This window comes from Streptomyces sp. NPDC041129 (assembly GCF_055592265.1).
In genome coordinates this window covers 110,383-133,668 of sequence record NZ_JBVIYV010000001.1, presented here as the reverse complement: position 1 = coordinate 133,668, position 23,286 = coordinate 110,383, and the positions used below count along the sequence as shown (strand labels likewise).

Genomic DNA, 23,286 nt, shown 5'->3' with positions numbered 1-23,286 from the left:
AACCCCTCGACGGCCAGCATTCCGTTCCGGCCGGTGGGAGGGATCACCCACCACGGGTGATCCCTCCCACCGGCCGGAACGGTGGGGTGGTGGGGCACGGGGGTGAGGCACGAGGAGGGCGCACACCATGACCGCACCGAGTGCCGTCACCGTCTCCCGGTCACTGGCCGACCGCGTGGCCGAGGGCAGGAACGCCCGCTCCCGCGTACCGCGTTCGGGCCAGGGCGTCTTCGAGCCCGCGCCGGACCGGCCGGACGTGATCGAGGTGCTGGCGCGTCAGTCGGCTACGCGGGTACCGGAGTTGGTGCCGATCCGCTACGGCCGGATGCTCGCGTCCCCGTTCCGCTTCTACCGCGGCGCCGCGGCGGTCATGGCGGCCGATCTCGGCCCGCTGCCCGGCACCGGGCTCCAGGTGCAGCTGTGCGGCGACGCCCACCTGCTGAACTTCCGGCTGCTGGCCTCACCGGAACGGCATCTGGTCTTCGACATCAACGACTTCGACGAGACCTTCCCGGGCCCCTTCGAGTGGGACGTCAAGCGGCTGGCGGCCAGCTTCGTCATCGCGGGCCGGGCCAACGGTTTCTCGGTCAGGCAGCAGAACGAGGCGGTGGTCCGCTGTGTGCGGGCCTACCGGGAGCGGATGCGGGAGTTCGCCCGCATGCGCACGCTCGACATCTGGTACGCCCAGGACGACGCCGACCGGATGCGCGAACTGCTGGCCTCCTCCATGGACAAGGCGGCCAGGCGCCGTACCGAACAGGCCACCGCGCGCGCCCGCTCGCGCACCCACATGCAGGCCTTCGCCAAACTGACCACGCTGACGCCGCAGGGCCGGCGGATCGCGGCCGACCCGCCGCTGATCACTCCCCTGCGGGACCTGGAGGCCCGCAGACCGGCGGAGCAGGAGGACCGGTACCTGCAGTCGCTGCTGGAGGAGTACGCGCGCACACTGCCCTCGGAGCGGCGGCATCTGCTGGGCCACTACCGCCTGGTGGACGCCGCCCGCAAGGTGGTGGGCGTCGGCAGCGTCGGCACCCGCTGCTGGATCCTGCTGCTGCTCGGCCGGGACGACGACGATCCCCTGCTGCTGCAGGCCAAGGAGGCCCAGGAGTCGGTGCTCGCGCCGTACACGGACGGGGAGCGGTACGACAACCAGGGCCACCGGGTGGTGGCCGGGCAGCGGCTTATCCAGACGACCAGCGACATCTTCCTGGGCTGGACCCATGTCATCGGCCTCGACGGACGGGGCAGGGACTTCTACGTGCGCCAACTGCGGGACTGGAAGGGCATCGTCCGGCCCGAGACCATGGACCCGGCTCTGCTGAACCTCTTAGGCCAGGTGTGCGGGGCCTCGCTCGCCCGGGCCCACGCCCGCTCCGGCGACCCCGTCGCCATCGGCGCCTACCTCGGCGGCGGGGACCGCTTCGATCGCGCGCTGCCGCACTTCGCGCAGGCGTACGCGGACCTGAACGAGCGCGACTTCGCCGCGCTGGGCGAGGCCGCGCGCTCGGGGCGGATCGAGGCGGCGGATCTGTGAGAGGGCGGCCGGCGGCCGGGGATCTCCGAGGGGGCGGGTCCGCTCGGGGCCGGGGCCGAATCCCGGCCGTCACTCGGGGAGTTGCCGCATCTCCACGACCCGCAGTCCCAGCGACTGGCAGCGGACCAGCAGCCCGTAGAGATGCGCCTGGTCGATGATCCGGCCGAACAGCACTGTCTGACCGGACATCATCACATGGTCAAGTTCGGGGAAGGCCTTGGTCAGGGTCTCCGACATGTGTCCATCGACGCGGATCTCGTAGCGCATGTGCCGTTCTCTCCCGCCGCGGGCCGCCTGCGGTCTCACCTGCGATCCTGCTCCGCCCCCGGGGCCCCGGGCCTCACCCGGCACAGGTGATACGGGGACGGCGGCCGGGGGCACCGGACGGGTGCGGGCGCGTCAGTGGGTCAGTGCGATCTTGAAAGCGATGATCACCAGGCCGAGCAGCAGATTGACCGCCGCGGTGACGGACACCAGCCGCCAGGAGGCTCCCGCCTGCCGTGCGCCCACCGCCGACCAGCCCACCTGGCCGGCCACGGCGACCGCGACCGCGAGCCACACGGCACCCGCCACGTCCAGTCCCAGCAGCGGGCTCACGGCGACGGCGAGGGCCGGCGGCACGGCCGCCTCGACGATCGGCCACTCCTCGCGGCACACCCGCAGGATGGTCGGGCCGGTCAGGGACCGCTGCGCGAGCCGGGCTCCGAACAGGGTGGCGTGGACGTGCCCGACCCAGAAGACGAGACCGGTGAGCACCAGCAGCAGCACCAGTTGCACCCGGGGGAACTTGCCCAGCCCGCCCGCGCCGATGACCACCGACGCGGCGAGCATCGATCCGTAGACGGCGCCGGTGTAGTCGGCGTGTGTGCGGCGGTCGGCACGCTGTTTCCGTCCGGTGCTCGGGCGGGTCGAGGACATCGGCACGTCCTTTCGCGCTCACTCCACCGGGCCGCCGGCGCCGGCGCCGGCCGGAGCGTCGTGCTCCGGCCGCGCGGTGCCGCGCTTCGGCGCGGTCGGCAGGTGGGGCGTGACGAGGAAGCTCGCGAGGGTGATCGCGCCGGTGGTGAGGATCGCCGCCTTCAGACCGTCGAGCTGCGCCGAGGCGTACGTGTCGGTGATGGCGTCGACCTCGGCCGGGGGCAGTCCGGCGTGCTGGGCCGCCGAGCGCACCTGGTCGGTGGGCACGAAGGTGAGGCCGGCTTCGAGGGCCACACCGGTCTGCTGCTTGGTCTGGGCGGACAGCCGCGGATCGTTCTCCACGTCCGCGGTGAACGCGTGTGCCAGCGCTCCGATCAGCATCGACCCGATGAGCGCGGTGCCCAGCGCCGAGCCGAGGTTCTGCGCGGTGAACTGCAGGCCGCCGACCTCGCTGCGCTCCTCCTCACCCACGCTGGACTGCACGACGTTGCCGAGCTGCGAGGCGAGCAGGCCCATCCCGATGCCCAGCACGGCCATGGCGGCGGCGAACTGCGCGTCGTCGATGACCGGATCGATGGTGGCCAGCAGCCACACGATGGCCACGGTCAGCGTCAGCAGGGCCAGCCGTACGACCCGGCGCGGCCCCAGGGTCCGGCCGAGCCGGGCGGCGGTCAGCGACGTGACGAGCATCGTGATGGACACCGGCAGCAGCCGCAGTCCCGTCCGGAAGGCGTCGAATCCCTGCACCACCTGCAGATACAGCGGGATGGTGAAGAACAGCCCCAGCAGGATCAGGTTCTGGCTCAGCAGGGTCAGCAGCCCGGACCGCAGGGGCGGCACCCGGAACAGCGACAGGTGCACCAGCGGGTCGGCGCCCCTGGCCTCCCGTGCGCGGTCCCAGCGCACGAAGAGGGACAGCACGGCCACCCCGGCGCCGACGACGAACAGGGTCGGCGCGAAGCCGAGGACGGTGAAGGGCGGGTTGCGGGGCTGCACCCAGCCCCAGGTGCTGCTCTGCAGCACCCCGAGCACGCCCAGCGCCAGGCCGGCCGCCGAGAGGACCGCGCCGACCACGTCCATCCGGGGCGCGGGTCCGGTCCGAGGGGATTCCGTGATCCACCGGCGGCAGCACAGGACTGCGATGACGACCACGACCTCCCCCCGCGAACACCAGCCGCCAGGTCAGGTACGTCGTCACCCAGCCGCCTAGCAGCGGACCGACCGCGATCCCCGCACCGGCCAGCCCGCCGATCACTCCGTAGGCGACCGCCCGGTCCTTTCCCCGGTAGGACTCGGCGATCAGGGCGGCCATGGCCGGCAGCACCATCGCGGCACCGAGTCCCTCGATGAGGGACCAGCCCAGGGCGAGGACCCACAGCGTGGGCGCCAGGGCGGTCAGGGCCGACCCGGTGCCGTACACGACGAGACCGAGGAGGAAGAGACGGCGGCGGCCGTGGATGTCGCCGAGCCTGCCCCCGATGATCATGAATGCCGCCATGACCAGCGCGTACAGGGTGATGACGGCCTGGATGGCGGTGACCTCGGTGTGGAAGTCCTCGACCAGCTGGCTGATGGAGACGTTCATGACGGACGTGTCCAGCACCATGAGGAACTGGGCCGTGCCCAGCACCATCAGCGCTCGCCAATGTCTCACGCTCTCCACCTCACCGATTTCCGCCGGGATCAGATCAGTCCGCGCTCGCGGGCCCGCCGCACCGCGTCGCCGCGCCGGTTCACGCCGAGTTTCCGGTAGACGCTCTTCAGGTGGGTCTTCACGGTGTTGACCGACACGTACAGGTCGGCGGCGATCTCCTCCGTGGACATCATCTGGGCGAGCCGGCCCAGCACCTCGCGCTCACGTCCACTCAGCTCCTCGACGATCAGCGGCGCGGGCCCCGCAGCCGCGCCCGGACGGGCACGCGCGGTGGGGCCGGTGGGGGTGAGCCAGCCGGCGGCCAGGGCCCGCAGGGGCGGCGTGTCCAGAAGGTGCCGGATCCACGGTCCGGCCTCGAGGAAGGGGCGCCGCAGCCGATCCCCGCGGCCGTCCAGCAGGGCCCGGGCCAGCAGTTTTCGGGCGGTGGCGTCGTCCCCCTCCTCCTGAGCCGCCCGCGCGCGCACCAGCGCGGCCCGGACGGTGACTCCGGGGCCGGCGCGGTCCCCCTCGCTCACCAGGTCGAGGAGGCCGGTCGCCGCGTCCCGGTTGCCGGCGGCGAGCTGGGCCCAGGCCAGCTCCGCCGCGTACGCGGGCTCGCCGTCGTACGGCACCTCGTCCAGCACCTTCGCGGCGGAGTCCGGCCGGCCCTCGGCCAGGTGGGCGGCGGCGGTGACCAGCGCGGTGTGCACCTCCGCCCAGGGGGAGGCCGTCAGGGCCGGTACGGCGGGGTCGGCCACGGCCGCGGCGGCCCGTGGCTCGCCCCGCGCCAGCAGCAGCCGTGCCGTCGCCAGGGACCGGCCGGCGGCGGTCACCGGGTCGAGCCGGACGGCCCCGGAGCCGGCCGTCCCGTCCAGCAGACTGCGGGCCTGCACGAGGTCGTCGCGTTCGACGGCCACGGCGGCGAGTACCAGTTGTCCCAACCCGGGGCCCGCGGGGCGGCCCAGACCGAACCGTTCCGTCTCGTTCAGCGCGGCCAGCGCCTGGCGCTCCGCCCTGCCCAGCCAGCCGTTCAGGTAGTCGATCAGGGCCAGCTGGCCGAGGGAGTCCTCCCGGGGCAGCGCCGTGGACGCGCCGCCGGGGCATCCGGCCGCCTCGGCCAGGGCGTCGCGCGCGTCGTCGAAGCGACCGGCCCACAGCCGGACGGAACCCAGGTGGGTGAGCAGCAGGGCGGTGAGTTCGGGGTGCTTCTCCAGAAGGTGTGCGGGGACCTCGTCGCGCAGTCGCCCGGCCTCCGCCACCGCCTGCTCGGCGCGGCCGGGCGATCCTGTCAGCCGCGCCGCCAGCGCCTCCAGCAGGACGCAGCTCAGCCTGCCCGCCGCGTCGGACGGGAGCGCGGGCGGGACCTTCCCGGGGCGTCGGCCGTCCCCGGCGCGCGGGCCGCCCTCGGCGCGCAGACCTGCCTCGGCCCGGCGCAGATGACCCAGGCCGCGGTCCACGTCCCGCCCCGACAGGTCGCGCGCCGCGCGCACCAGTTCCGCCGCCGCGCCCGGGACCTCGGGTCCCATCCGGGCGAACAGCCCCGTGAGGTCGTCCGCGCGCAGGCCGGCGAAGAGCTGGCCTATCGCCAGGTCGTCGACGAGGGCGCGGGAGGCGAACTCCCAGTCGCCCGCGGCGGCGCCGTGCGCCAGTGCCTCGGGCAGCGAACCGGAGGCACGCAGCCAGCGCGCGGCACGCCGGTGGAGTTCCGGTTCGAGGCCGGGCGAGCGGACCCGCAGATGGGTCCGGAGGATCTCACCGAACAGCGGGTGCAGCCGGTACCAGGAGTGCCCGAGGTCCTCCACGAACGCGTTCTGGGTGTGCAGTCCGGCCAGCTCCGGCTCGACGCCGCCGGTGCCGGTCAGCGCCTCGGCCAGTTCGGGGCAGAACCGCTCCATGACGCTGACGTCCAACAGCAGCTCCTGGGTCCGGGCCGGCTGCCGTTTCAGCACCTCGGCGAGCAGGAAGTCGGCGATCGTGCTCCGGCCCGCCTCGAAGTCCGCCAGATATGTCTCGGGGTCCGGGCGCTGCTGGGCGGCCATGGCGCACAGACGCAGCCCGGCGGCCCAGCCCCGGGTGCGCTCCACCAGGGCGCGGATGGCCTCGGTGGAGAGCCGCAGGCCGTGCCGCTCCAGGAGGGCGGCCGCCTCGTCGGCGGTGAAGGCCAGCTCGGCGTCCCGGATCTCGGTCATGGCCGCGGCGGCCCGGTACCGGTGCAGCGGCAGCAGCGGCTCGGTGCGGGTGACGAGGATCAGGCGCAGTCCCGGGCCGGCGTGGTGCAGGACGAACTCCAGTTGCTCCGCGATCTGCGGGTCGGTCACCCGGTCGAACTCGTCGAGCACGAGGACGGCGGGGCGCACCCGGCCGCTCAGCTCGTCGGCGAGGCGCGCCAGCAGTGTGTGCTCCACCCGGCCGGCGTCCCCGGGGCAGCCGATCTCGGCGGGCAGGGGTACGCCGGCGGCGCGCAGTGCCTGGAGGACGTAGGCCCAGAACACTCCGCAGCCCTGGTCCTCCGCCTCGTTGGTGAACCAGGCGACCGGCTGTCCGAGCCGGGCGGCCCAGTCCGCGACCAGCAGGGTCTTGCCCGCGCCCGCCGAGCCGTTGACCATCGTCAGCGGGGTGCCGAGGGCCTGGTCGAGGTGTTCGGTCAGCCGCCGCCGGCGCAGGAAGGTGGCCGGCCTGGCGGGCAGGGCGAAACGGGTCTGCAGAAACGGCTCTCCCAGCGGGTCGACGTACCCGACGGCTGGTCCCCGTGTGTTCTCGTGTCTCGCAGCCACGGGGTCATCACCCCCGTCCGACAGCCGATGGACGCTTGCTCTCCTCGATCAGCATCGCAGTGTTCCCGTCCCCGCGCAGTTCGCGCGGGGACGGGCCGGGCGGGCCATGGGCTCACGCGTCCTCGGGGAACGGGCCGGAGATGCGGTGTCCGGTCTCCGTCAGGTCTCGTCCCCGGAGGGGCGCGCCGCCCCGCGTGCCGTGTGGAGCTGGGTGCGGCCGGACGCCGCGAGCAGCGCGAGCACCGCCAGGACGCCGAGCAGCACGAGGACCAGCAGCAGGACCGTGAGCACGGTCGGACGGTTCCAGAGCGCGAAGACCAGCGCGATGATCAGCAGCACGGCGAGGGTGATGATCCGGCGGTAGGCCAGTGCCCAGGAGCCGACCCGTCCGGTGCTGATGTGGTGGGCGGCCGCCCAGCGCGCGGCGGAGTCGGCCGTGTGGTCGGACGCGCCGCGGACGGCCACGGGCAGCCGGCCGGGCCCGACGAAGTAGGCGCCGAGCGCGATGACGACGCCGAGGACGACGGCCGTGCGCAGGCTGATCCGCAGGAAGTGCAGCAGGGTGTCGAAGACGGCCGCGGCGGCGGCCTTGGACTGCACCTGGGGCGTCAGGTGGTCGAGGTAGTAGCGGCGGGCCACGACCAGGGCGACGGCCACCACCAGGCAGGCGAAGGCGGCGCCCAGCGCGGTGCGCGCGAGGGCTCTTCGGCGCCGGCGGGCCAGGAACACCCCTGCGGCGCCGAGCACGACGACGAGCACCGGGAACCAGTTGCCGACGACGTCGAGGAGGTGGGCTGCCTTGCGGAACTTGGCCAGTTCGTCGGAGTGGAACAGCACCAGTTGCTTGTTCACCTGCGGGATCTTGTCGGCGGGCTTCAGGCCGGCGTTCACCAGCTCCTGTTTGACCCGGTCGACGGCCGTGCCCACGTCCAGGGTGACCGTGCCGTCGCTGACGCCGACCGCGCCGCGTCCCTCGCCGGTCAGGGCGTGCACGACGGCGTTGTGGGCGGCGCGGTTGGCGGTGTTCCACACCGTGGCGAAGGCGTCGCTCCCGACGACGCGGGTGGCGGTCTTCGTCACGGCCTGGTTGACGGCCGAGTCGAGCTGTGGTCCCAGCCCCCTGATGGCGTCGGCGGCGCGCGGCGGCAGGCCCTGGGACTGCAGCCAGGTGGCGATGTCCGCAGCGGCCCGCTGACCGTCCACGTGCGCGCCGACGGCCTCGGTGATCCGGTGGACCGCGGCGTCCTGGATCGCGGGGTCGGTGGCCAGCGGATCGACTGTGGCCACGTAGCGGTCGGTGTCGAGCACGATGTCGTGCACCCAGGTGGCGAGCAGCGCTACGGGTACGAGTACACAGGTCAGCACGATCAGCACGGCCGAGGCGACGGCGCGCGCCACATGCCCCGCGCTCCTGCCCCGCCGTGCCCCGCCCTCCCCGCCACCGCCGGCGGGCTTCGGTCCGGGAGGCCCGGGAGGCCCGCCGGGCGGGTGCCGGCCGGCGTCGGGGCCGCCCCCACGCGCGTGGGGGCCGGAGGCGTGCGGGCCGGCGCCCGCCGCGGGTGAGCCCGGCCCCGGCTCGGGGCGGCCGGGGTCCGGCGCGGACGCGTGCGAGGCCGGGGGCGGGCGCTCGGGGCCGGGGTCCGGCGCGGGGGGGACCGGGTCCGGGCGCTGGGAGCCGGGACCTGCTGCGGACGGGTCCGCGTTCGGGTGCTGCGAGCCGGAATCCGGCGCGTGTGAGGCCGGGCGCTCGGGGCCGGGGTCCGCTGCGGGCGGAGGCTGGTCCGGGAGGTGGGGGGCGGGGCCGGGTGCGTGCGGGTCGGGTGAGGCGGCCACGTGGGGCCTCCGGCGTGATAGGGGCCTGAACATCCCCATTCCGTCAGGCCCGTGGCTTCCACGCGCGTTGGGTAGACCGGACGGGCGAGCGGCGGTGGGCCCTCCCCGCGCTGGACGGGCCGAACGGGCGACGCCGGGGAACTTCCCGCGTGACCGCGCCTCAGGGGGTTCGCGGGTCGCGGTCCCGCAGGGACGGCGGGCTGCCGAGGCGGTGCGCGAGGAACGGCTCCTGGGCGAAGACCGCGCCGAAGCTGATGCTGACGGCTCCCGCGACGCAGACCACGATGAGCCAGGACAGCAGCACGAAGACGGAGCCGACGGGGCCGTATTCGCCCAGGGCGCTGTTCAGCGCTCGCGGCATGTACAGGCGCGCGGTCATCGCCAGCGTGGTGAGCACGACCGCCGTGAGCACGGCGCCCGGCAGCAGGGGCTTCCAGCCGACCAGCCCGCCGAGCAGCAGATGCTGGGTCCACCACCACAGCCCCACCTGGGTGAGGAGCGTGAGGGGAACGCCCAGCCAGGCGCCCACCCCGAACCCGTCGCGGACCGGGCCCTGGAGTACCAGGACCCCGAGCCACAGGGCGAGCCACGCAAGCCACCGCCACGGGGCGATGTGGGTGCCCGCTCTCGGGATCTCCCAGGCGCGTTTGCACAGCCGCTGCATCGCCCTGCTGACGGCGGTGGCCGACAGCAGCACCATCAGACCGCCCACGATGCCCGTGGCCTCCTGGAGATTGCCCGTCGTGGGTTCGAACACCTTCACCAGCTCGGCGTTCGCCGGGCCCGTGAGCCCGAACACCGCGCGCACCGACTCGACCAGTTGATGGCGCACCGACGAGGGGGCGTAGGCCGCGACGACGAAGAGCAGCGGCACCGCGGTCAGGAAGCACTGCGCGGCGAGGCGGGTGCCGGAGTCGAAGATGTTCACCGACACCATGCGGTCCGCGAGATGCGTGACCACCGGGAAGCGGGTCTCCGCCCGGCGGTGTGCCGACTTCGCCCAGGCGACCATCCGGCCCACCGACGGCACCCGCGCGGGTGTCGGCATGGCGTGGCTCCTTTCGCTGCGTCCAGATTGGAGGGCGGCGCCCGGCACGGCACCCCGGAGATGACCCACCGGCCCGGGGCCGCGGCCACGGGATGTCGTTCCGGCGGGCCCTGCCTACGCTCGTGGTGTACCGACACGTTGGGGTCCGCCATGGTGCTCGACCTGCTGCTCATCGGCCTGGCCATCACGCTCGACCCGCTGCCCCTCATGGCCTTCGTGCTGGTGGTGGCTTCGGCGAAGGGCGTGTGGAAGGGGCTGGTGTTCATCCTGAGCTGGCTGGCCTGCCTGGTCGCGGTGATCGCGATCGTCCTCGCCTTCACCGGCGGGCAGCCGCCACCGCCCAGGTCTCCGCCCTCGACCGCCGTCCTCACGCTCAAGTTGCTCATCGGGCTGTCGCTGCTCTTCTACGGCGAGCGCCGGCGTCGCCGCCGGTCGGCCGGCGACGCCCCGGTCCGGGAGTCCTCGTCCTCACGGCTCACTGCCCGGAAGGACCGTGGTACGCCCTGGGCGGCCGCGGGGCTCGCCGTCCTGCTGCAGCCCTGGGGCATGGTCGCGGCCGGGGCGACGTCGGTGGTGGAGGCCGACACCTCGCACTTCACTACGTGGCTCGCTCTGTGCGGCTTCTGTCTGCTCGCCACCGCGAGTCTGCTGACCGTGGAGCTGTACGTGGTGTTCTCCCCGGCGGCGGCGAAGGTCCGCCTGCTGAGGCTGCGCGCGTGGATGGAGGGCCACCAGGACCAGGCGCTGGTGAGCCTCTGCCTGGTGCTGGGGTTCTGGCTGGTGGGCAAGAGCATCTACCAGCTCACCGGTTGACGCGTACGGCTTCGGAAGTGCGGGGCCTCGCGCCCCGTGCTGGAATTGGCGCTGGGGGCGGACGAACGCGGCTTCCAAGGAGTGGGCATGGACAGCGTCGAAGAAATGGGCCCCGTCGACTACCTCGTGATCGAGTTTCCCGGCAACCGCATGACGGGCGAGGCGTTCCCGCTGCTGGTCGATCTCGCCGAGCGGGGCATCGTCCGCATCATCGACCTGGCCTTCATCCGCAAGGAGACCGACGGCTCGGTCGTCGCGATGGAGCTGCGCGACCTCGGTGACGAGATCGACCTGACGATCTTCGAAGGCGCCTCCGCCGGCCTGCTGGACCAGGGCGACATCGACGAGGCGGGTAACGCGCTGGAGCCGGGCAACTCCGCCGCGGTGCTGGTGTACGAGAACCTGTGGGCCGCTCCCCTGGCCCGCGCCCTCCGGCGCAGCGGCGCCCAGCTCGTGGCGAGCGGCCGCATCCCCGTCCAGGCCCTGCTGGCCGCGCTCGACGCCACGGAGGAGACGGTTCCCCCCGGCGGTTCCGCGGCCGCCTGACCGGCCGGCCCTCATCGACACTGGGAGATGACGATCATGCCCGGACTCCTCAGGGGCGTCGCACGCACCGCCGTCGTCGCCGGTACCGCGACCGCCGTGTCCAACCGCGTCTCACGCCGGCAGGCCGGCCGGTGGGCGCAGCAGGACAGCCAACAGCAGCAACAGCAGTACGAACAGCAGCAGTACGCGCAGCAACAGCAGCAGATGGCCCCGCCGCCCGCGCCCGCCGCCGCGCAGCCGGCCGCCGGCGACGACATGACCAACAAGATCGATCAGCTCAAGCAGCTGGCCGACCTGAAGTCGCAAGGGGTCCTGACGGACGAGGAGTTCGAGGCCCAGAAGCGCCGGCTGCTGAGCTGAGCCAGTTCCGCCGGGAGCGCGCTGGCGGTTGGCGGCGGTGCCGCCCGCGCGTCGGAGACGGCACCGCGTGGGTCATCTGTGGTCGGCGGAGCTGCCGCGGACCACGCAGGACCGTGTCGGCCTGTTCGACACCCGGTGCGGCCCTGCATGCCGGGTCGAGCGTCACGGCCACGGGCCGCCGGGCCCGCCGCCCGCGCGCACTCAGCCGGTCTGCGCGGCGAACGCCTGGTACGCCCGCTCGTCGAAGAGGACGAAACGCGCCTCCTCGACCGAGGTCGGTGTGTTCCGCACCGTCTCCACCGCGATACGGGCCGCGTCGTCCATCGGCCAGCGGTAGACGCCGGTGGAGACGGCCGGGAACGCGACCGTGCGGGCGCCGATTTCGTCGGCGACCTTCAGGGACTCGCGGTAGCAGGAGGCGAGGAGTTCCGAGCGGTCCTCGGTGGCGGACCAGACCGGGCCCACCGTGTGGATGACCCAGCGGGCGTCGAGCGCACCGGCCGTGGTGGCGACCGCCTGGCCGGTGGGCAGGCCCTTGCCGTACCGGGAGGCGCGCAGCGCGCGGCACTCCTCGAGGATCGCGGCGCCGCCCTTGCGGTGGATCGCGCCGTCCACGCCTCCGCCGCCGAGCAGGGAGGAGTTGGCGGCGTTGACGATCGCGTCGGCGCTCTGCCGGGTGATGTCGCCCTGGACGAGGGTGATGGTGGTCATGTCTGCCTCAGTCTCCGCCAGACGGCCTTGGCCGCGTTGTGCCCCGACATGCCGTGCACGCCGGGGCCCGGCGGGGTGGCCGAGGAGCAGATGAAGACGGCCGGATGGGGGGTGTGATACGGGAACAGGGACAGTCTGGGGCGCAGCAGCAGCTGGAGCCCGGACGCCGCGCCGCAGGCGATGTCACCGCCGACGTAGTTGGCGTTGTGGGCGGCGAGTTCGGCGGGGCCGGTGGTGGCGCGGGCGAGGACGCGGTCGCGGAAGCCCGGGGCGAAGCGGTCCAGTTGGCGTTCGATGGCGTCGGTGAGGTCGCCCCGCCAGCCGTTCGGCACGTGGCCGTAGGCCCAGAAGACGTGCTTGCCCTCGGGCGCCCGGGTGGGGTCGGCCACGCTGGGCTGGACGGTGATCAGGAACGGCCGGTCGGGGGCGCGGCCCGCGCGGGACGCGGCGTACAGCGCGGTGCCGATCTCGGCCTGGCTCGCGCCGACCTGCACGGTGCCGGCGACGCGGGCCTCGGGGGCGGTCCAGGGGACCGGGCCGTCCAGCGCGTAGTCGATCTTGAAGACGCTGGGGCCGTAGCGGAAGCGGTCGTAGTGGCCGCCGAAGCCGGCGATGCGGGCGAGCGCGGCGGGCGAGGTGTCGAACACGTACGCGCGAGCCGGCGGCAGGTCGTCCAGGCGCTTGACCTCGTAGTCGGTGTGGACGGCGCCGCCGAGATCGGTGAGGTAGGCGGCGAGGGCGTCGGAGATCGCCTGGGAGCCGCCGCGGGCCAGGGGCCAGCCGCGGGCGTGCGCGGCCAGTGCGAAGACCAGGCCGATGGCGCCCGTGGCGAAGCCGCCGAGGGGCGCCATCACATGGGCGACGAGGCCGGAGAAGAGAGCCTTGACGGGCTCGTCGCGGAAGCGGCGCATCAGCAAGGTGGAGGGGGGCAGTCCGGCGAGGCCGAAGCGGGCCAGGGTCACCGGGTCGCGGGGCAGCGCGGTCGAGGGCAGGGACATGAAGTCCCGGGCCAGGGTGTCCCACTTGGCCAGGAACGGCTCGACCAGCCTGCGGTACGCGCCCGCGTCGCGCGGGCCGAAGGAGGCCGCCGTCTCGGCGACGGACCGGGCCAGTACGGCCGCGCTGCCGTCCGGGAACGGGTGCGCCATCGGCAGGTCCGCGTGCACCCACTGGAGGCCGTACCGGTCCAGGGGCAGGGCCCGGAAGGCGGGCGAGTTGATGCCGAGGGGGTGGGCGGCCGAGCACGGGTCGTGCCGGAAGCCGGGCAGCGTCAGCTCCTCGGTGCGCGCGCCGCCGCCGACGGTGGACCGCGCCTCGAACAGGGCGACGGAGTGGCCCCTGCGGGCCAGCTCCACGGCAGCGGTCAGTCCGTTCGGTCCCGCACCCACCACGACCGCATCGAGCATCGACGGCACCTTCGGACTCCTTCGTCAGCCGATGGCCACTCGTGATCAGGATATGCCGGTGGCCCCGCGGTGGCCGGGGCCGGGTGCCTCAGCCGCCCGTGCCCAGCAGGTGCGCCACGCGGCGGGCGGTGGCCGCGTCGCGGGCGGCGGTGAACGGCAGTGTGTTGCCGCCGGTCACCCGGAACGGCTCGCCGGTGAGCGTGAGGTGGGCGCCGCCCGCCTCCTCGACCAGCAGCAGGCCCGCCGCGTGGTCCCAGGCCGCCTCCCAGGAGAACGCGACGGCGTCCAGCTCGCCCCGGGCCACGGCGAGGTACTCCAGTCCCGCGGAGCCGCAGGGGCGCGGGGCGAGGCCGTCGGTCCACAGGGCGCGCAGGGCGTGCTTCTGCTCGTCGGTGGTGAAGTCCGGGTGGGAGGTGGCGACGGCGAGGTCGCGGCCGGGCGCGGGCGCCCCCGCGAACAGCCGCTCGCCGTCGAGGAAGGCGCCCCGGCCGCGGACGGCCGTGGCGAACCGGTCCGGTACGGGGGCGTAGGTCCAGGAGGCCTGGACGACGCCCCGGTGGGCGAGCGCGACCAGCGTGCAGAAGCCCTCGTCGCCGTGGACGAACTGCCGGGTGCCGTCGACCGGGTCGATGATCCAGACCGGCGCGTCGCCCCGTATCGCCTCGTAGGTGGCCGGGTTGGCGTGCACCGCCTCCTCGCCGACCACGACCGAGCCGGGCAGCAGGGCGCCGAGGACTTCGGTGAGCCGCTGCTCGGCGAGCCGGTCCGCGTCCGTCACCAGGTCGTGCGGACCGCTCTTGCGGTCCACCTCGTGCTCGGCGAGGCGGCGGAAGCGGGGCAGGATCTCGGCCGCCGCGGCCTTGCGGACCGCTTCCTCCACGTCGGCCGAGCCGCGGGTGAGAAACTCCTCGATGGTTTCCGTTTCGTCGATCATGTCCTCCATGAGACCACGCGCCACTGACAATCCCCGCCCGCCCGGTGGACACCGGGTGGAATCGGGATGAAGAGCGGGTGCCGGACCGGCCGTCAGCGGCCGACCGCGTACCCCTGCATCCCGCGCGGGTTCGCGGCGGCCGACAGGATGCCCGTCTCCGGGTCACGGGCCACCGCGCACAGGCGGCCCTCCGACCAGCCGGGGCCGACCGTGACGTCGTGGCCCCGGCGGCGCAGTCCGTCGATCACCCCGGGGTCCGTGCGGGACTCCACGGTGACGCTGCCGGGGCGCCGGCCGCGCGGGTAGAAGGAACTGGGGAAGCTGTCGTTGTGCCAGTTCGGGGCGTCGATCGCGCCCTGCAGGTCGAGGCCGCCGCGGACCGGGGCGCGCAGCACGGCGGCGAGGAAGAAGTGCAACTGCCACTGGTCCTGCTGGTCACCGCCGGGCGTGCCGAACGCCATGACCGGGACTCCGCCGCGCAGCGCGAGGGACGGGGTCAGGGTGGTGCGGGGGCGGCGGCCCGGGGTGAGGGAGTTCGCCAGCCCCTCCTCCAGCCACGTCATCTGCAGCCGGGTGCCGAGCGGGAAACCGAGTTCGGGCACGACCGGGTTGGACTGCAGCCAGCCACCGCTGGGCGTGGCCGCGACCATGTTGCCCCAGCGGTCCACGACGTCCAGGTGGCAGGTGTCGCCGCGGGTGCTGCCGTCGGCGGCCACCTGGGCCTCGCCGGTCAGGTCCGCGACGGTCGGCTCGCCCGCGCCCATCGGGTTGAAGCCGGGATCGTCGCAGGCCGCGCGCGCGTGTGCCTGTGCGGGCAGGCGCGGGGCGCGTCCGCCGGGACTGCCGGGCCGCAGCTCGCGGGAGGCCTTCTCGCCGACGAGGGCGCGGCGGCCGGCGTTGTACTCGTCCGACAGCAGTGCGGCGAGCGGTACGTCGGCCGCGTCCCCGTACCAGGCCTCCCGGTCGGCCATGGCGAGCTTGCAGCCCTCGATCAGCAGGTGGACGTAGTCCGCCGAGCCGTACGCGGGCAGCTCGGGCGGGAGCAGGGCCAGTTGCTGGAGGAAGGCGGGTCCCTGGCTCCACGGGCCGGCCTTGCACACGGTCCAGCCGTTCCAGTCGTAGGTCACCGGCGCCTCGTATCCGGCGGACCAGCCGGCCAGGTCCGCCTCCGTGAGGGGGCCGGTGTGCCGCCGCCCGCTGGTGTCCAGCGTGGGCCGCCGGGACTGGCGTACCAGGGCCTCGGCGATGAAGCCGGAGCGCCACACCTCGCGCGCGGCGTCGATGCGGGCCTCCCGGTCGCCGGCCCGGGCGGTCTCGGCCAGCAGCCGCCGCCAGGTGCCGGCCAGGGCGGGGTTGCGAAAGCGTTCGCCGGGCCGGGGCGCCCGGCCGCCGGGCAGGTACACCTCGGCGGAGGAGGTCCACTCGGTCTCGAACAGCTCCCGCACGCTCTCCACGGTCGCGCCGAGCTTCTCCACGGGCGCGTGCCCGTGTCCGGCGTATCCGACGGCGTACTTCAGGACGTCCTCGAGCGACTTGGTGCCGTGGTCGCGCAGGAGCAGCAGCCAGGCGTCGAAGGCGCCGGGCACGGCGGCGGCGAGCGGTCCGGTGCCGGGTACGAGATCCAGACCGAGTTCCCGGTAGTGCGCGACGGTGGCGGCGGCCGGGGCGACGCCCTGCCCGCACAGCACGCGCACCTCGCCGCCGGCCGGCGCGAGCAGGATGGGCACCTCCCCGGCGGGCCCGTTCAGATGCGGCTCCACCACGTGCAGCACGAAGGCGCCGGCCACGGCCGCGTCGAAGGCGTTGCCCCCGTCCTCCAGCACCGCCATCGCCGACTGGGAGGCCAGCCAGTGCGTGGCGGACACCATGCCGAAGGTGCCCTGGAGGGTGGGCCGGGTGGTGAACCGCATCTGTCACCTCGGTGCTCGCGCGTGTGGGCCGGGCCCACCAGTATCGGAGACGCCCGGAGCGGACGCCGTGGATTTCCGGCCCGGCTTCCGTGGCCCTTCCTTCACCTCCTCCACGGGAACAGCACCGCGCCCCCAGGCGTTGATCTCCTGATGGAGGAGGGAGGCCCAGGCAGTGCACGGTGAGTACAAGGTGCCCGGCGGCAAGCTGGTCGTCGTGGACGTGGCGGCGGCGGACGGCGTGCTGCGCGATGTGCGCGTGGCGGGCGACTTCTTCCTGGAGCCGGACGAGGCGCTGGACGCGGTGAACCGCGCGCTCGAGGGCGCCCCGGCGGACACCGACGCGGCCGGGCTGGCCGCGCGGATCGAGGCGGCGCTGCCCGCGGGGACGGTCATGTACGGCCTGACCGCGGAGGGCGTCGGGATCGCGGTACGCCGGGCGCTCGCGCACGCCACGGACTGGACCGACTACGACTGGCAGCTCATCCACGAGGGCCCGCAGCCGCCGGCACTGCACATGGCCCTGGACGAGGTCCTGACCGCCGAGGTGGCGGCGGGCCGCCGGCCGCCCACGCTGCGGGTGTGGGAGTGGGGCGCACCGTCGGTGATCATCGGCAGCTTCCAGTCGCTGCGCAACGAGGTGGACCCGGAGGGCGCCGCCCGGCACGGCGTCGAGGTGGTGCGGCGGATCTCCGGCGGCGGCGCCATGTTCGTGGAACCCGGGAACACGATCACCTACTCCCTGTCGGTGCCCGAGTCGCTGGTGCAGGGTCTGTCCTTCCAGGACAGCTACGCCTATCTGGACGACTGGGTGCTCGGCGCCCTCGGCGAGATGGGCATCCGCGCCTGGTACCAGCCGCTGAACGACATCGCCACCGACCAGGGCAAGATCGCGGGCGCGGCGCAGAAGCGGGTCGTCGGGCCGGGCGGCGGCCCGGGGGCCGTGCTGCACCACGTGACCATGTCGTACGACATCGACGCGGACAAGATGCTCGAGGTGCTGCGGATCGGGCGGGAGAAGCTGTCCGACAAGGGCACCGGGAGCGCGAAGAAGCGGGTCGATCCGCTGCGCCGGCAGACGGGGCTGCCGCGGGACGCGGTGATCGAGCGGATGATCGAGTCGTTCCGGGGGCGCTACGGCCTCGTGGACGGCGAGGTGACGGAGGGGGAGCTGGCGCGGGCCGAGGAGCTGGCGCGCACGAAGTTCACCTCGCCGGAGTGGACCGCTCGCGTCCCCTGACCGGACATGACGGAATTTTCAACACGGCGTCCATGGGCCTGAGTCACCGGCCGGGCACACAGCGAGTTCGGCCTTCCGCCGCACAGGCAGTCATGTGACACTGTCGTCCCAGCCCACCCCGCGGGACCCTTCCGCGCCCCCTCTCCCACGAGAAGTGCGCCGTGCGTTCACTGCCTCTGCCGCTCGCCCTGACCGCGCGCCTGACGCCGGTCGTCGTACTCGCCTGCGCCGGCTGGGCGATGTCGTCGGGTCCGGCCGCACCGGCGGCCGCCGACCACCGGCCGTCACAGCAGACGCCCACCGGCTCGGCGTCCGCGCCGTCGTCCACCGCGGTGTCGAAGTCGTACAAGGCCGCGCCGGCCCCCTGCTCCAGCGTGCCCGTGGCGACCGTCAAGTCCCTGGTACCCGGGGCGAAGACGTCGGGCAAGGAGATCCCGTCGACCGACACCGAGCTGCGCCGCACCTGCTCCTGGAACGCCCTCGAGGGCTACGACTACCGCTGGCTCGACGTCTCGTTCGAGATCACCGAGTCGGACGAAGCCGCGCAGAAGGAGTACCAGCAGCGCGTCGCCGACAAGAGCGGCGGAGGCGAGGTACCGGGTGTCGGTGACGCCGGCTACTCGGTCGTGAACCTCACCACCGAGGACAAGCAGGAGACCCGCGAGGGCGTGGTGCTGGTACGGGCCTCCAACGCGCTGGTGGTCGTCACCTACAACGGCAGCGACTTCGAGAGCAAGAAGGCTCCGAGCACGGACGAGATCAACAAGGGCGCCATCAAGGCGGCGAAGAGCGCCGTGGCCGCCCTGGGGTCGGGCACGTCCGGCTGACCGCCCCTCAGGAGCGGACGAGCGGCAGCGCCAGGTCGCGCACCTCCTGTTCGGTGATGGGCCCGGAGTGTACGGCCGCGATCCTGCCCCGGGTGTCGATGACGACGGTGAACGGCACGCCCTGCGGAACCGTCCCCTTGGGGAACCTCAGCATCTGCCGCCCGGAGGGGTCCTGGAAGCTGGGGTAGCCGAGACGGTGCTCCCGCTGGAAGGCACGGCCGCCCGCGGGGTCGGTGTCGGCGTCGAGCCCGAGGACCCGCACGCCCTTATGGGCGAGGTGTTCACGGGCGGCCCGGAGTTCGGGCGCCTCGGCCCGGCAGGGGCCGCACCAGGACGCCCACGCGTTGAGGACGACCACCTTCCCCCGGTAGTCGGCCAGCCGGAGTGGCCTGCCGTCCAGGCTGTCGCCCACGAGATCGGGCGCGGCCTCGCGCTGGTCCGGGGGCACGGGCCCGTTCCGCTCCGTCCCCTGGCCGGCGGTCGCCATCCCGGCATGACAGGAGGCCAGCGCCAGACAGGCGGCGGACCACAGCAGCGCTCGTCTCTTCACAAGCGGTGAGTATCTCAACAGGCGCATCACCGGGTGCCGTTGGGGGCTCGGAGTGAGCGGTGGGCGGTGGCGGGCGGGGCCCCGGCAGGCGGGAGCCGCCGGGGCGGGCCGGTCTCAGACCGGCGCCTCCGCCGGTTCCTCCTTGCGCCCGGTGAGCCAGGTCAGCGCCAGGTACAGCACCAGGGAGGTGCCGAGGCCCACCGCCCAGCCGTAGTCGGCGAGGGACGACAGCGCCGGGATGGGGCGGCCGTCGATCAGCGGGTGGAAGTCGGCGCCGCCGACGGCCAGCACACCGCCGGCCAGGAACGCGGCCACCGCCCGCCAGTTCCAGCCGCCCGCGTACCAGTACCGGCCGCCCGCGCGGTACAGGTCGGCGAGGACCAGCCGGGTGCGGCGCAGGATCCAGTAGTCGGCGACGAGGATGCCCGCGACGGTGCCGAGCAGACCGCCCACCAGGCCGAGCCAGGTGAAGATGTAGCCCTGCGGGTCCGCGTACAGCTTCCAGGGGAAGATCAGCACGGCCAGGACCGCGGTGATCAGCGCGCCGGTGCGGAAACTCACCCTGCGCGGGGCAACGTTGGAGAAGTCGAACGCCGGGGAGACCAGGTTGGCCGCGATGTTCACGGAGAGGGTCGCCACCAGCACGGTGACCAGGGCGTAGAGCAGACCGACCACGTTGTCCGTCTTGGCGGCGAGCTGTACCGGGTCCCAGACGGGCTCGCCGTAGACCGCCTGGGAGCCGGAGGTGACCAGCACGGAGAGGAAGGCGAACAGGGTCATCGTGGTCGGCAGCCCGAGGGCCTGTCCCCGGGTCTGGGCCCGCTGGCTGCGGCCGTAGCGGGTGAAGTCGGGGATGTTCAGCGACAGGGTCGACCAGAAGCCGATCATGCCCATCAGGGAGGGCCAGAACAGCTTCCAGAAGTCACCGCCCCATCCCAGCTTGGACGGCTGGTCGAAGAGCGGACCGACGCCCCCGGCCTTGCTGCTCATCCACCACAGCATCACGAACGCGCCGACCAGGACGAAGGGCGCCGCCCAGTTCTCGAAGCGGCGGATGGTCTCCATGCCGCGGTGGATGATGGCGATCTGGATGACCCAGAAGATGGCGAACGACAGCCACATGGTCCAGGCGTGGCCGCCGATGTGCGAGGCGTTCGCCCAGCCGCCGCCGATGAGCTTGCCGGCGAGGAAGTAGATCGCCTCACCGCCGATCCAGGTCTGGATGCCGAACCAGCCGCACGCCACCAACGCCCGCACCACGGCGGGCAGGTTGGCGCCGCGCACGCCGAAGCTCGCGCGGGCGAAGACCGGGAAGGGGATGCCGTACTTGGGTCCGGCGTGCCCGGTGAGCAGCATCGGCACGAGCACGATCAGGTTGGCGAGGGCGATGGTGAACACGGCCTGCTTCCAGTCCATGCCCACCGCGATCAGACCGGAGGCCAGGGTCCAGGAGGCCGTGTTGTGGGCCATGCCGACCCACAGCGCGGAGAAGTTGTACGTCGTCCAGGTGCGCCTGTCCACCGGGACGGGGAGCAGGTCCTCGTTGGCGTACCGGCCGCCGGGCGGCCGGGTGCCGGGGGCGAGTTCGACCCGCCCGTCGGGCTGGGTCACCTGGCCGGACAGGGGTATGGCGGAGGGAGCGGTGTCGGTCATGGGCGGGCCAATCGGGGTGAGGTGGGTCGGGAGAGGCCGTGCGGACGGCGCATGGGGGGGTGCGCGGGCGGGCGCCCTGTGCCCCCTCGCCGCGGCGGGGTGGCGGCGAGGGGGAGACCAACGGGGTTGGGGCGGTCAGGCGTTGACCGCAGGGATCACCCGGGAGCCGTAGGCGTCGATGGTGGCTTCCTGGGCGTCGTGCATGTCGTACAGGGCGAACTGGTCGACGCCCAGCTCGCGCAGGGCGTTCAGCTTCTCGACGTGTTTCTCGGCCGGGCCGATCAGGCAGAACCGGTCGACGATCTCGTCGGGCACGAACTGGGTGTCGGGGTTGCCGCTGCGCCCGTGGTGGGCGTAGTCGTAGCCCTGGCGGGCCTTGATGTACTCGGTGAGTTCGTCGGGGACCTGGGCGGAGTGCTCGCCGTACTTGGCGACCAGGTCGGCGACGTGGTTGCCGACCATGCCGCCGAACCATCGGCACTGCTCGCGGGCGTGGGCGAGCGCCTCGGGCGAGTCGTCGGCGGTGACGTAGGCGGGGGCGGCCACGCAGACGGTGACCTCGGACGGGTCCCGGCCGGCGGCGACGGCCGCGTCCTTGACGGCCTTCACCATGTACTCCGTGAGGTAGAGGTCGGCGAGCTGGAGGATGAAGCCGTCGGCCTCCTCGCCGGTCATCCTCAGCGCCTTGGGGCCGTACGCGGCCATCCACACCGGGAGTTCGGCGCCGGGAGCGACCCACGGCAAGCGGATCTTCGTGCCGCCCAGGTCGGCCTCCTCGCCCCGGCCGAGGGCGCGGATGACCTTCATGGCCTCGCTGATCCGGGCCAGCGTGTTGGGTTTGCGGCCGGCGACGCGCATCGCGGAGTCGCCGCGGCCGATCCCGCACACCGTGCGGTTGCCGAACATGTCGTTGAGGGTGGCGAAGGTGGAGGCGGTGACCTCCCAGGTGCGGGTGCCCGGGTTGGTCACCATGGGCCCGACGCGCAGCCTGGTGGTGTTCGCGAGGATCTGGCTGTAGATCACGAACGGCTCCTGCCAGAGCACGGCGGAGTCGAAGGTCCAGCCGTGGGTGAAGCCGTTGCGCTCGGCCCGCTTCATGAGGCTGACGACACGGGAGGCCGGCGGGTCGGTCTGCAGGACGAGTCCGAAGTCCATGGGCGCCACTCCTAGTTGAGGTACTGACAGGTGGTGCGCGGAGTGAAGGCGCCGTGACCGGCGCGTCCGGTGTACTCCCGCTGGTCGATGACGAGTTCGCCCCGCGAGAGCACGGTCTCGACGCGGCCGGTCGTGCGCCTGCCCTCGTAGGCCGAGTAGTCGACGTTCATGTGGTGCGTCTCGGCGGACATGATCTGTTCGGCGTGCGGGTCGTAGATGACGACGTCGGCGTCGGCGCCCGGGGTGATGGTGCCCTTCTTCGGGTAGAGGCCGAACATGCGGGCCGGGGTGGCGCAGGCGATCTCGATCCAGCGGCGCCGGGAGATGTGCCCGTCGACGACGGCCTGGTGCAGCAGGTCCATGCGGTTCTCCACCCCCGGCAGACCGTTGGGGATCTTGGAGAAGTCGCCCCGGCCCAGCTCCTTCTGGCCGGTGAAGCAGAAGGGGCAGTGGTCGGTGGAGACCACCTGCAGGTCGTTGGTGCGCAGACCCTGCCACAGGGCCGCCTGGTGCTCCCTGGGGCGCAGCGGGGTGGAGCACACGTACTTGGCGCCCTCGAAGTCCGGTTCGGCGAGGTTGTCGGTGGACAGGAACAGGTACTGCGGGCAGGTCTCGCCGAACACGTTGAGCCCCGCGTCCCGGGCCCTGGCCAGTTCGGCGACCGCCTCCTGAGCCGAGACGTGCACGACGTACAGCGGGGCCCCCGCGACCTGCGCGAGCCTGATGGCGCGGTGGGTGGCCTCGGCCTCCAGCAGGGCCTTGCGGACCTCCCCGTGGTAGCGGGGGTCGGTCTCACCGCGGGCCAGCGCCTGTTCGACGAGGACGTCGATGGCGATGCCGTTCTCGGCATGCATCATGATCAGCCCGCCGTTCTCGCCGGCGCGCTGCATGGCCCGCAGGATCTGGCCGTCGTCGGAGTAGAACACCCCGGGGTAGGCCATGAACTGCTTGAAGCTGGTCACGCCCTCCTCGACCAGCAGGTCCATCTCCTTGAGCGTCTCCTGGTTCACGTCGGAGACGATCATGTGGAAGGCGTAGTCGATCGCGCAGTTGCCCTCGGCCTTGGCGTGCCAGGCGTCCAGGCCCTCGCGCAGGGTGCCGCCGACGCTCTGGATCGCGAAGTCGACGATCGTGGTCGTACCGCCCCAGGCGGCGGCACGGGTGCCGGTCTCGAAGGTGTCGGCGGCGGTGGTGCCGCCGAACGGCATCTGCATGTGGGTGTGTCCGTCGACGCCGCCCGGGATGACGTACTTCCCGGTGGCGTCGATCACCCGGCCGACGCCGAACGCCTCGGCGGCGGGGGTGCCGGAGGCGGCGAGGGCGGCGATGCGGCCGTCCTCGATCAGGACGTCGGCGTGGATCTCGTCGGACGCGGTGATGACGAGACCACCGCGGATGACGGTACGGCTGCTCATGGTCCCTCTCCTCCCAGGGTGGGCGC

Annotated in this window: 19 protein-coding genes and 1 pseudogene; 6 read left to right on the top strand and 14 right to left on the bottom strand. The window is 73.2% G+C overall.

Going from position 1 to position 23,286, the window contains the following annotated elements:
• Positions 1-127 precede the first annotated feature (127 nt).
• Positions 128-1,537 carry a DUF2252 domain-containing protein gene (locus ACZ6B1_RS00515; RefSeq protein WP_468773590.1) on the top strand — a complete coding sequence of 470 codons (1,410 nt, stop codon included), beginning with the start codon at positions 128-130 and terminating at the stop codon, positions 1,535-1,537.
• A 69-nt stretch (positions 1,538-1,606) separates the two neighbouring features.
• On the opposite strand, the gene ACZ6B1_RS00510 is transcribed toward ACZ6B1_RS00515, so the two are convergent.
• The 6 genes and pseudogenes from ACZ6B1_RS00510 to ACZ6B1_RS00485 form a co-directional block, all read right to left on the bottom strand.
• Entirely contained in the window at positions 1,607-1,804 is a 198-nt protein-coding gene (locus tag ACZ6B1_RS00510; RefSeq protein WP_250400357.1) for a hypothetical protein, read from the bottom strand.
• Between the two features lie 132 nt (positions 1,805-1,936).
• Positions 1,937-2,455, bottom strand: coding sequence for a hypothetical protein (locus tag ACZ6B1_RS00505; RefSeq protein WP_468773588.1), 519 nt, complete (start codon positions 2,453-2,455; stop codon positions 1,937-1,939).
• Positions 2,456-2,473: 18 nt separating this feature from the next.
• Positions 2,474-4,109 (bottom strand): annotated as a pseudogene (locus ACZ6B1_RS00500) (MFS transporter).
• Between the two features lie 29 nt (positions 4,110-4,138).
• Positions 4,139-6,862 (bottom strand): winged helix-turn-helix domain-containing protein, encoded by a 2,724-nt coding sequence (locus tag ACZ6B1_RS00495; protein ID WP_468773586.1) that lies wholly within the window; start codon positions 6,860-6,862, stop codon positions 4,139-4,141.
• Between the two features lie 159 nt (positions 6,863-7,021).
• A complete protein-coding gene (locus ACZ6B1_RS00490; protein ID WP_468773585.1) occupies positions 7,022-8,260 on the bottom strand; it encodes a hypothetical protein in 1,239 nt (412 codons plus the stop codon).
• 595 nt (positions 8,261-8,855) lie between these two features.
• Positions 8,856-9,743: a YhjD/YihY/BrkB family envelope integrity protein gene (locus ACZ6B1_RS00485; RefSeq protein ID WP_468773584.1), complete on the bottom strand. Its 888-nt coding sequence runs from the start codon at positions 9,741-9,743 to the stop codon at positions 8,856-8,858.
• Between the two features lie 150 nt (positions 9,744-9,893).
• Between ACZ6B1_RS00485 and ACZ6B1_RS00480 the strand changes: the two genes are divergently transcribed.
• From ACZ6B1_RS00480 to ACZ6B1_RS00470, 3 genes are all read left to right on the top strand, one after another.
• On the top strand, positions 9,894-10,556 hold the full coding sequence (locus ACZ6B1_RS00480; protein ID WP_468773582.1) for a GAP family protein: 663 nt from the start codon (positions 9,894-9,896) through the stop codon (positions 10,554-10,556).
• Between the two features lie 87 nt (positions 10,557-10,643).
• On the top strand, positions 10,644-11,102 hold the full coding sequence (locus tag ACZ6B1_RS00475; RefSeq protein WP_468773580.1) for a DUF6325 family protein: 459 nt from the start codon (positions 10,644-10,646) through the stop codon (positions 11,100-11,102).
• 36 nt (positions 11,103-11,138) lie between these two features.
• A complete protein-coding gene (locus ACZ6B1_RS00470) occupies positions 11,139-11,462 on the top strand; it encodes an SHOCT domain-containing protein (protein ID WP_468773579.1) in 324 nt (107 codons plus the stop codon).
• Positions 11,463-11,663: 201 nt separating this feature from the next.
• Here ACZ6B1_RS00470 and ACZ6B1_RS00465 read toward each other — a convergent pair whose 3' ends face one another.
• The 4 genes from ACZ6B1_RS00465 to ACZ6B1_RS00450 form a co-directional block, all read right to left on the bottom strand.
• Complete coding sequence (locus tag ACZ6B1_RS00465; RefSeq protein WP_468773577.1) at positions 11,664-12,173, bottom strand: O-acetyl-ADP-ribose deacetylase; 510 nt, start codon at positions 12,171-12,173, stop codon at positions 11,664-11,666.
• Positions 12,170-13,579, bottom strand: a complete 1,410-nt coding sequence (locus ACZ6B1_RS00460) for a phytoene desaturase family protein (protein WP_468773575.1) — start codon at positions 13,577-13,579, stop codon at positions 12,170-12,172. The genes ACZ6B1_RS00465 and ACZ6B1_RS00460 overlap by 4 nt, the downstream gene beginning before the upstream one ends.
• Before the next feature lie 88 nt (positions 13,580-13,667).
• A complete protein-coding gene (locus tag ACZ6B1_RS00455) occupies positions 13,668-14,513 on the bottom strand; it encodes an inositol monophosphatase family protein (protein WP_468773574.1) in 846 nt (281 codons plus the stop codon).
• A gap of 92 nt (positions 14,514-14,605) precedes the next feature.
• Complete coding sequence (locus ACZ6B1_RS00450) at positions 14,606-16,423, bottom strand: gamma-glutamyltransferase family protein (protein WP_468773572.1); 1,818 nt, start codon at positions 16,421-16,423, stop codon at positions 14,606-14,608.
• Between the two features lie 172 nt (positions 16,424-16,595).
• Between ACZ6B1_RS00450 and ACZ6B1_RS00445 the strand changes: the two genes are divergently transcribed.
• Together ACZ6B1_RS00445 and ACZ6B1_RS00440 are read left to right on the top strand one after the other, a co-directional pair.
• The gene (locus ACZ6B1_RS00445; RefSeq protein ID WP_468773570.1) at positions 16,596-17,660 is read left to right on the top strand and encodes a lipoate--protein ligase family protein; all 1,065 of its coding nucleotides are present in this window, start codon (positions 16,596-16,598) and stop codon (positions 17,658-17,660) included.
• A 161-nt stretch (positions 17,661-17,821) separates the two neighbouring features.
• Entirely contained in the window at positions 17,822-18,487 is a 666-nt protein-coding gene (locus ACZ6B1_RS00440; RefSeq protein WP_468773568.1) for a hypothetical protein, read from the top strand.
• Positions 18,488-18,494: 7 nt separating this feature from the next.
• On the opposite strand, the gene ACZ6B1_RS00435 is transcribed toward ACZ6B1_RS00440, so the two are convergent.
• The 4 genes from ACZ6B1_RS00435 to hydA form a co-directional block, all read right to left on the bottom strand.
• Positions 18,495-19,037 (bottom strand): TlpA family protein disulfide reductase, encoded by a 543-nt coding sequence (locus tag ACZ6B1_RS00435; protein ID WP_468773566.1) that lies wholly within the window; start codon positions 19,035-19,037, stop codon positions 18,495-18,497.
• 114 nt (positions 19,038-19,151) lie between these two features.
• Entirely contained in the window at positions 19,152-20,690 is a 1,539-nt protein-coding gene (locus ACZ6B1_RS00430) for an NCS1 family nucleobase:cation symporter-1 (protein ID WP_468773565.1), read from the bottom strand.
• 135 nt (positions 20,691-20,825) lie between these two features.
• Complete coding sequence (locus ACZ6B1_RS00425) at positions 20,826-21,845, bottom strand: TIGR03842 family LLM class F420-dependent oxidoreductase (protein ID WP_468773563.1); 1,020 nt, start codon at positions 21,843-21,845, stop codon at positions 20,826-20,828.
• Positions 21,846-21,856: 11 nt separating this feature from the next.
• Positions 21,857-23,260, bottom strand: a complete 1,404-nt coding sequence (gene hydA / locus ACZ6B1_RS00420; RefSeq protein ID WP_468773561.1) for a dihydropyrimidinase — start codon at positions 23,258-23,260, stop codon at positions 21,857-21,859.
• Between the last annotated feature and the right edge of the window lie 26 nt (positions 23,261-23,286).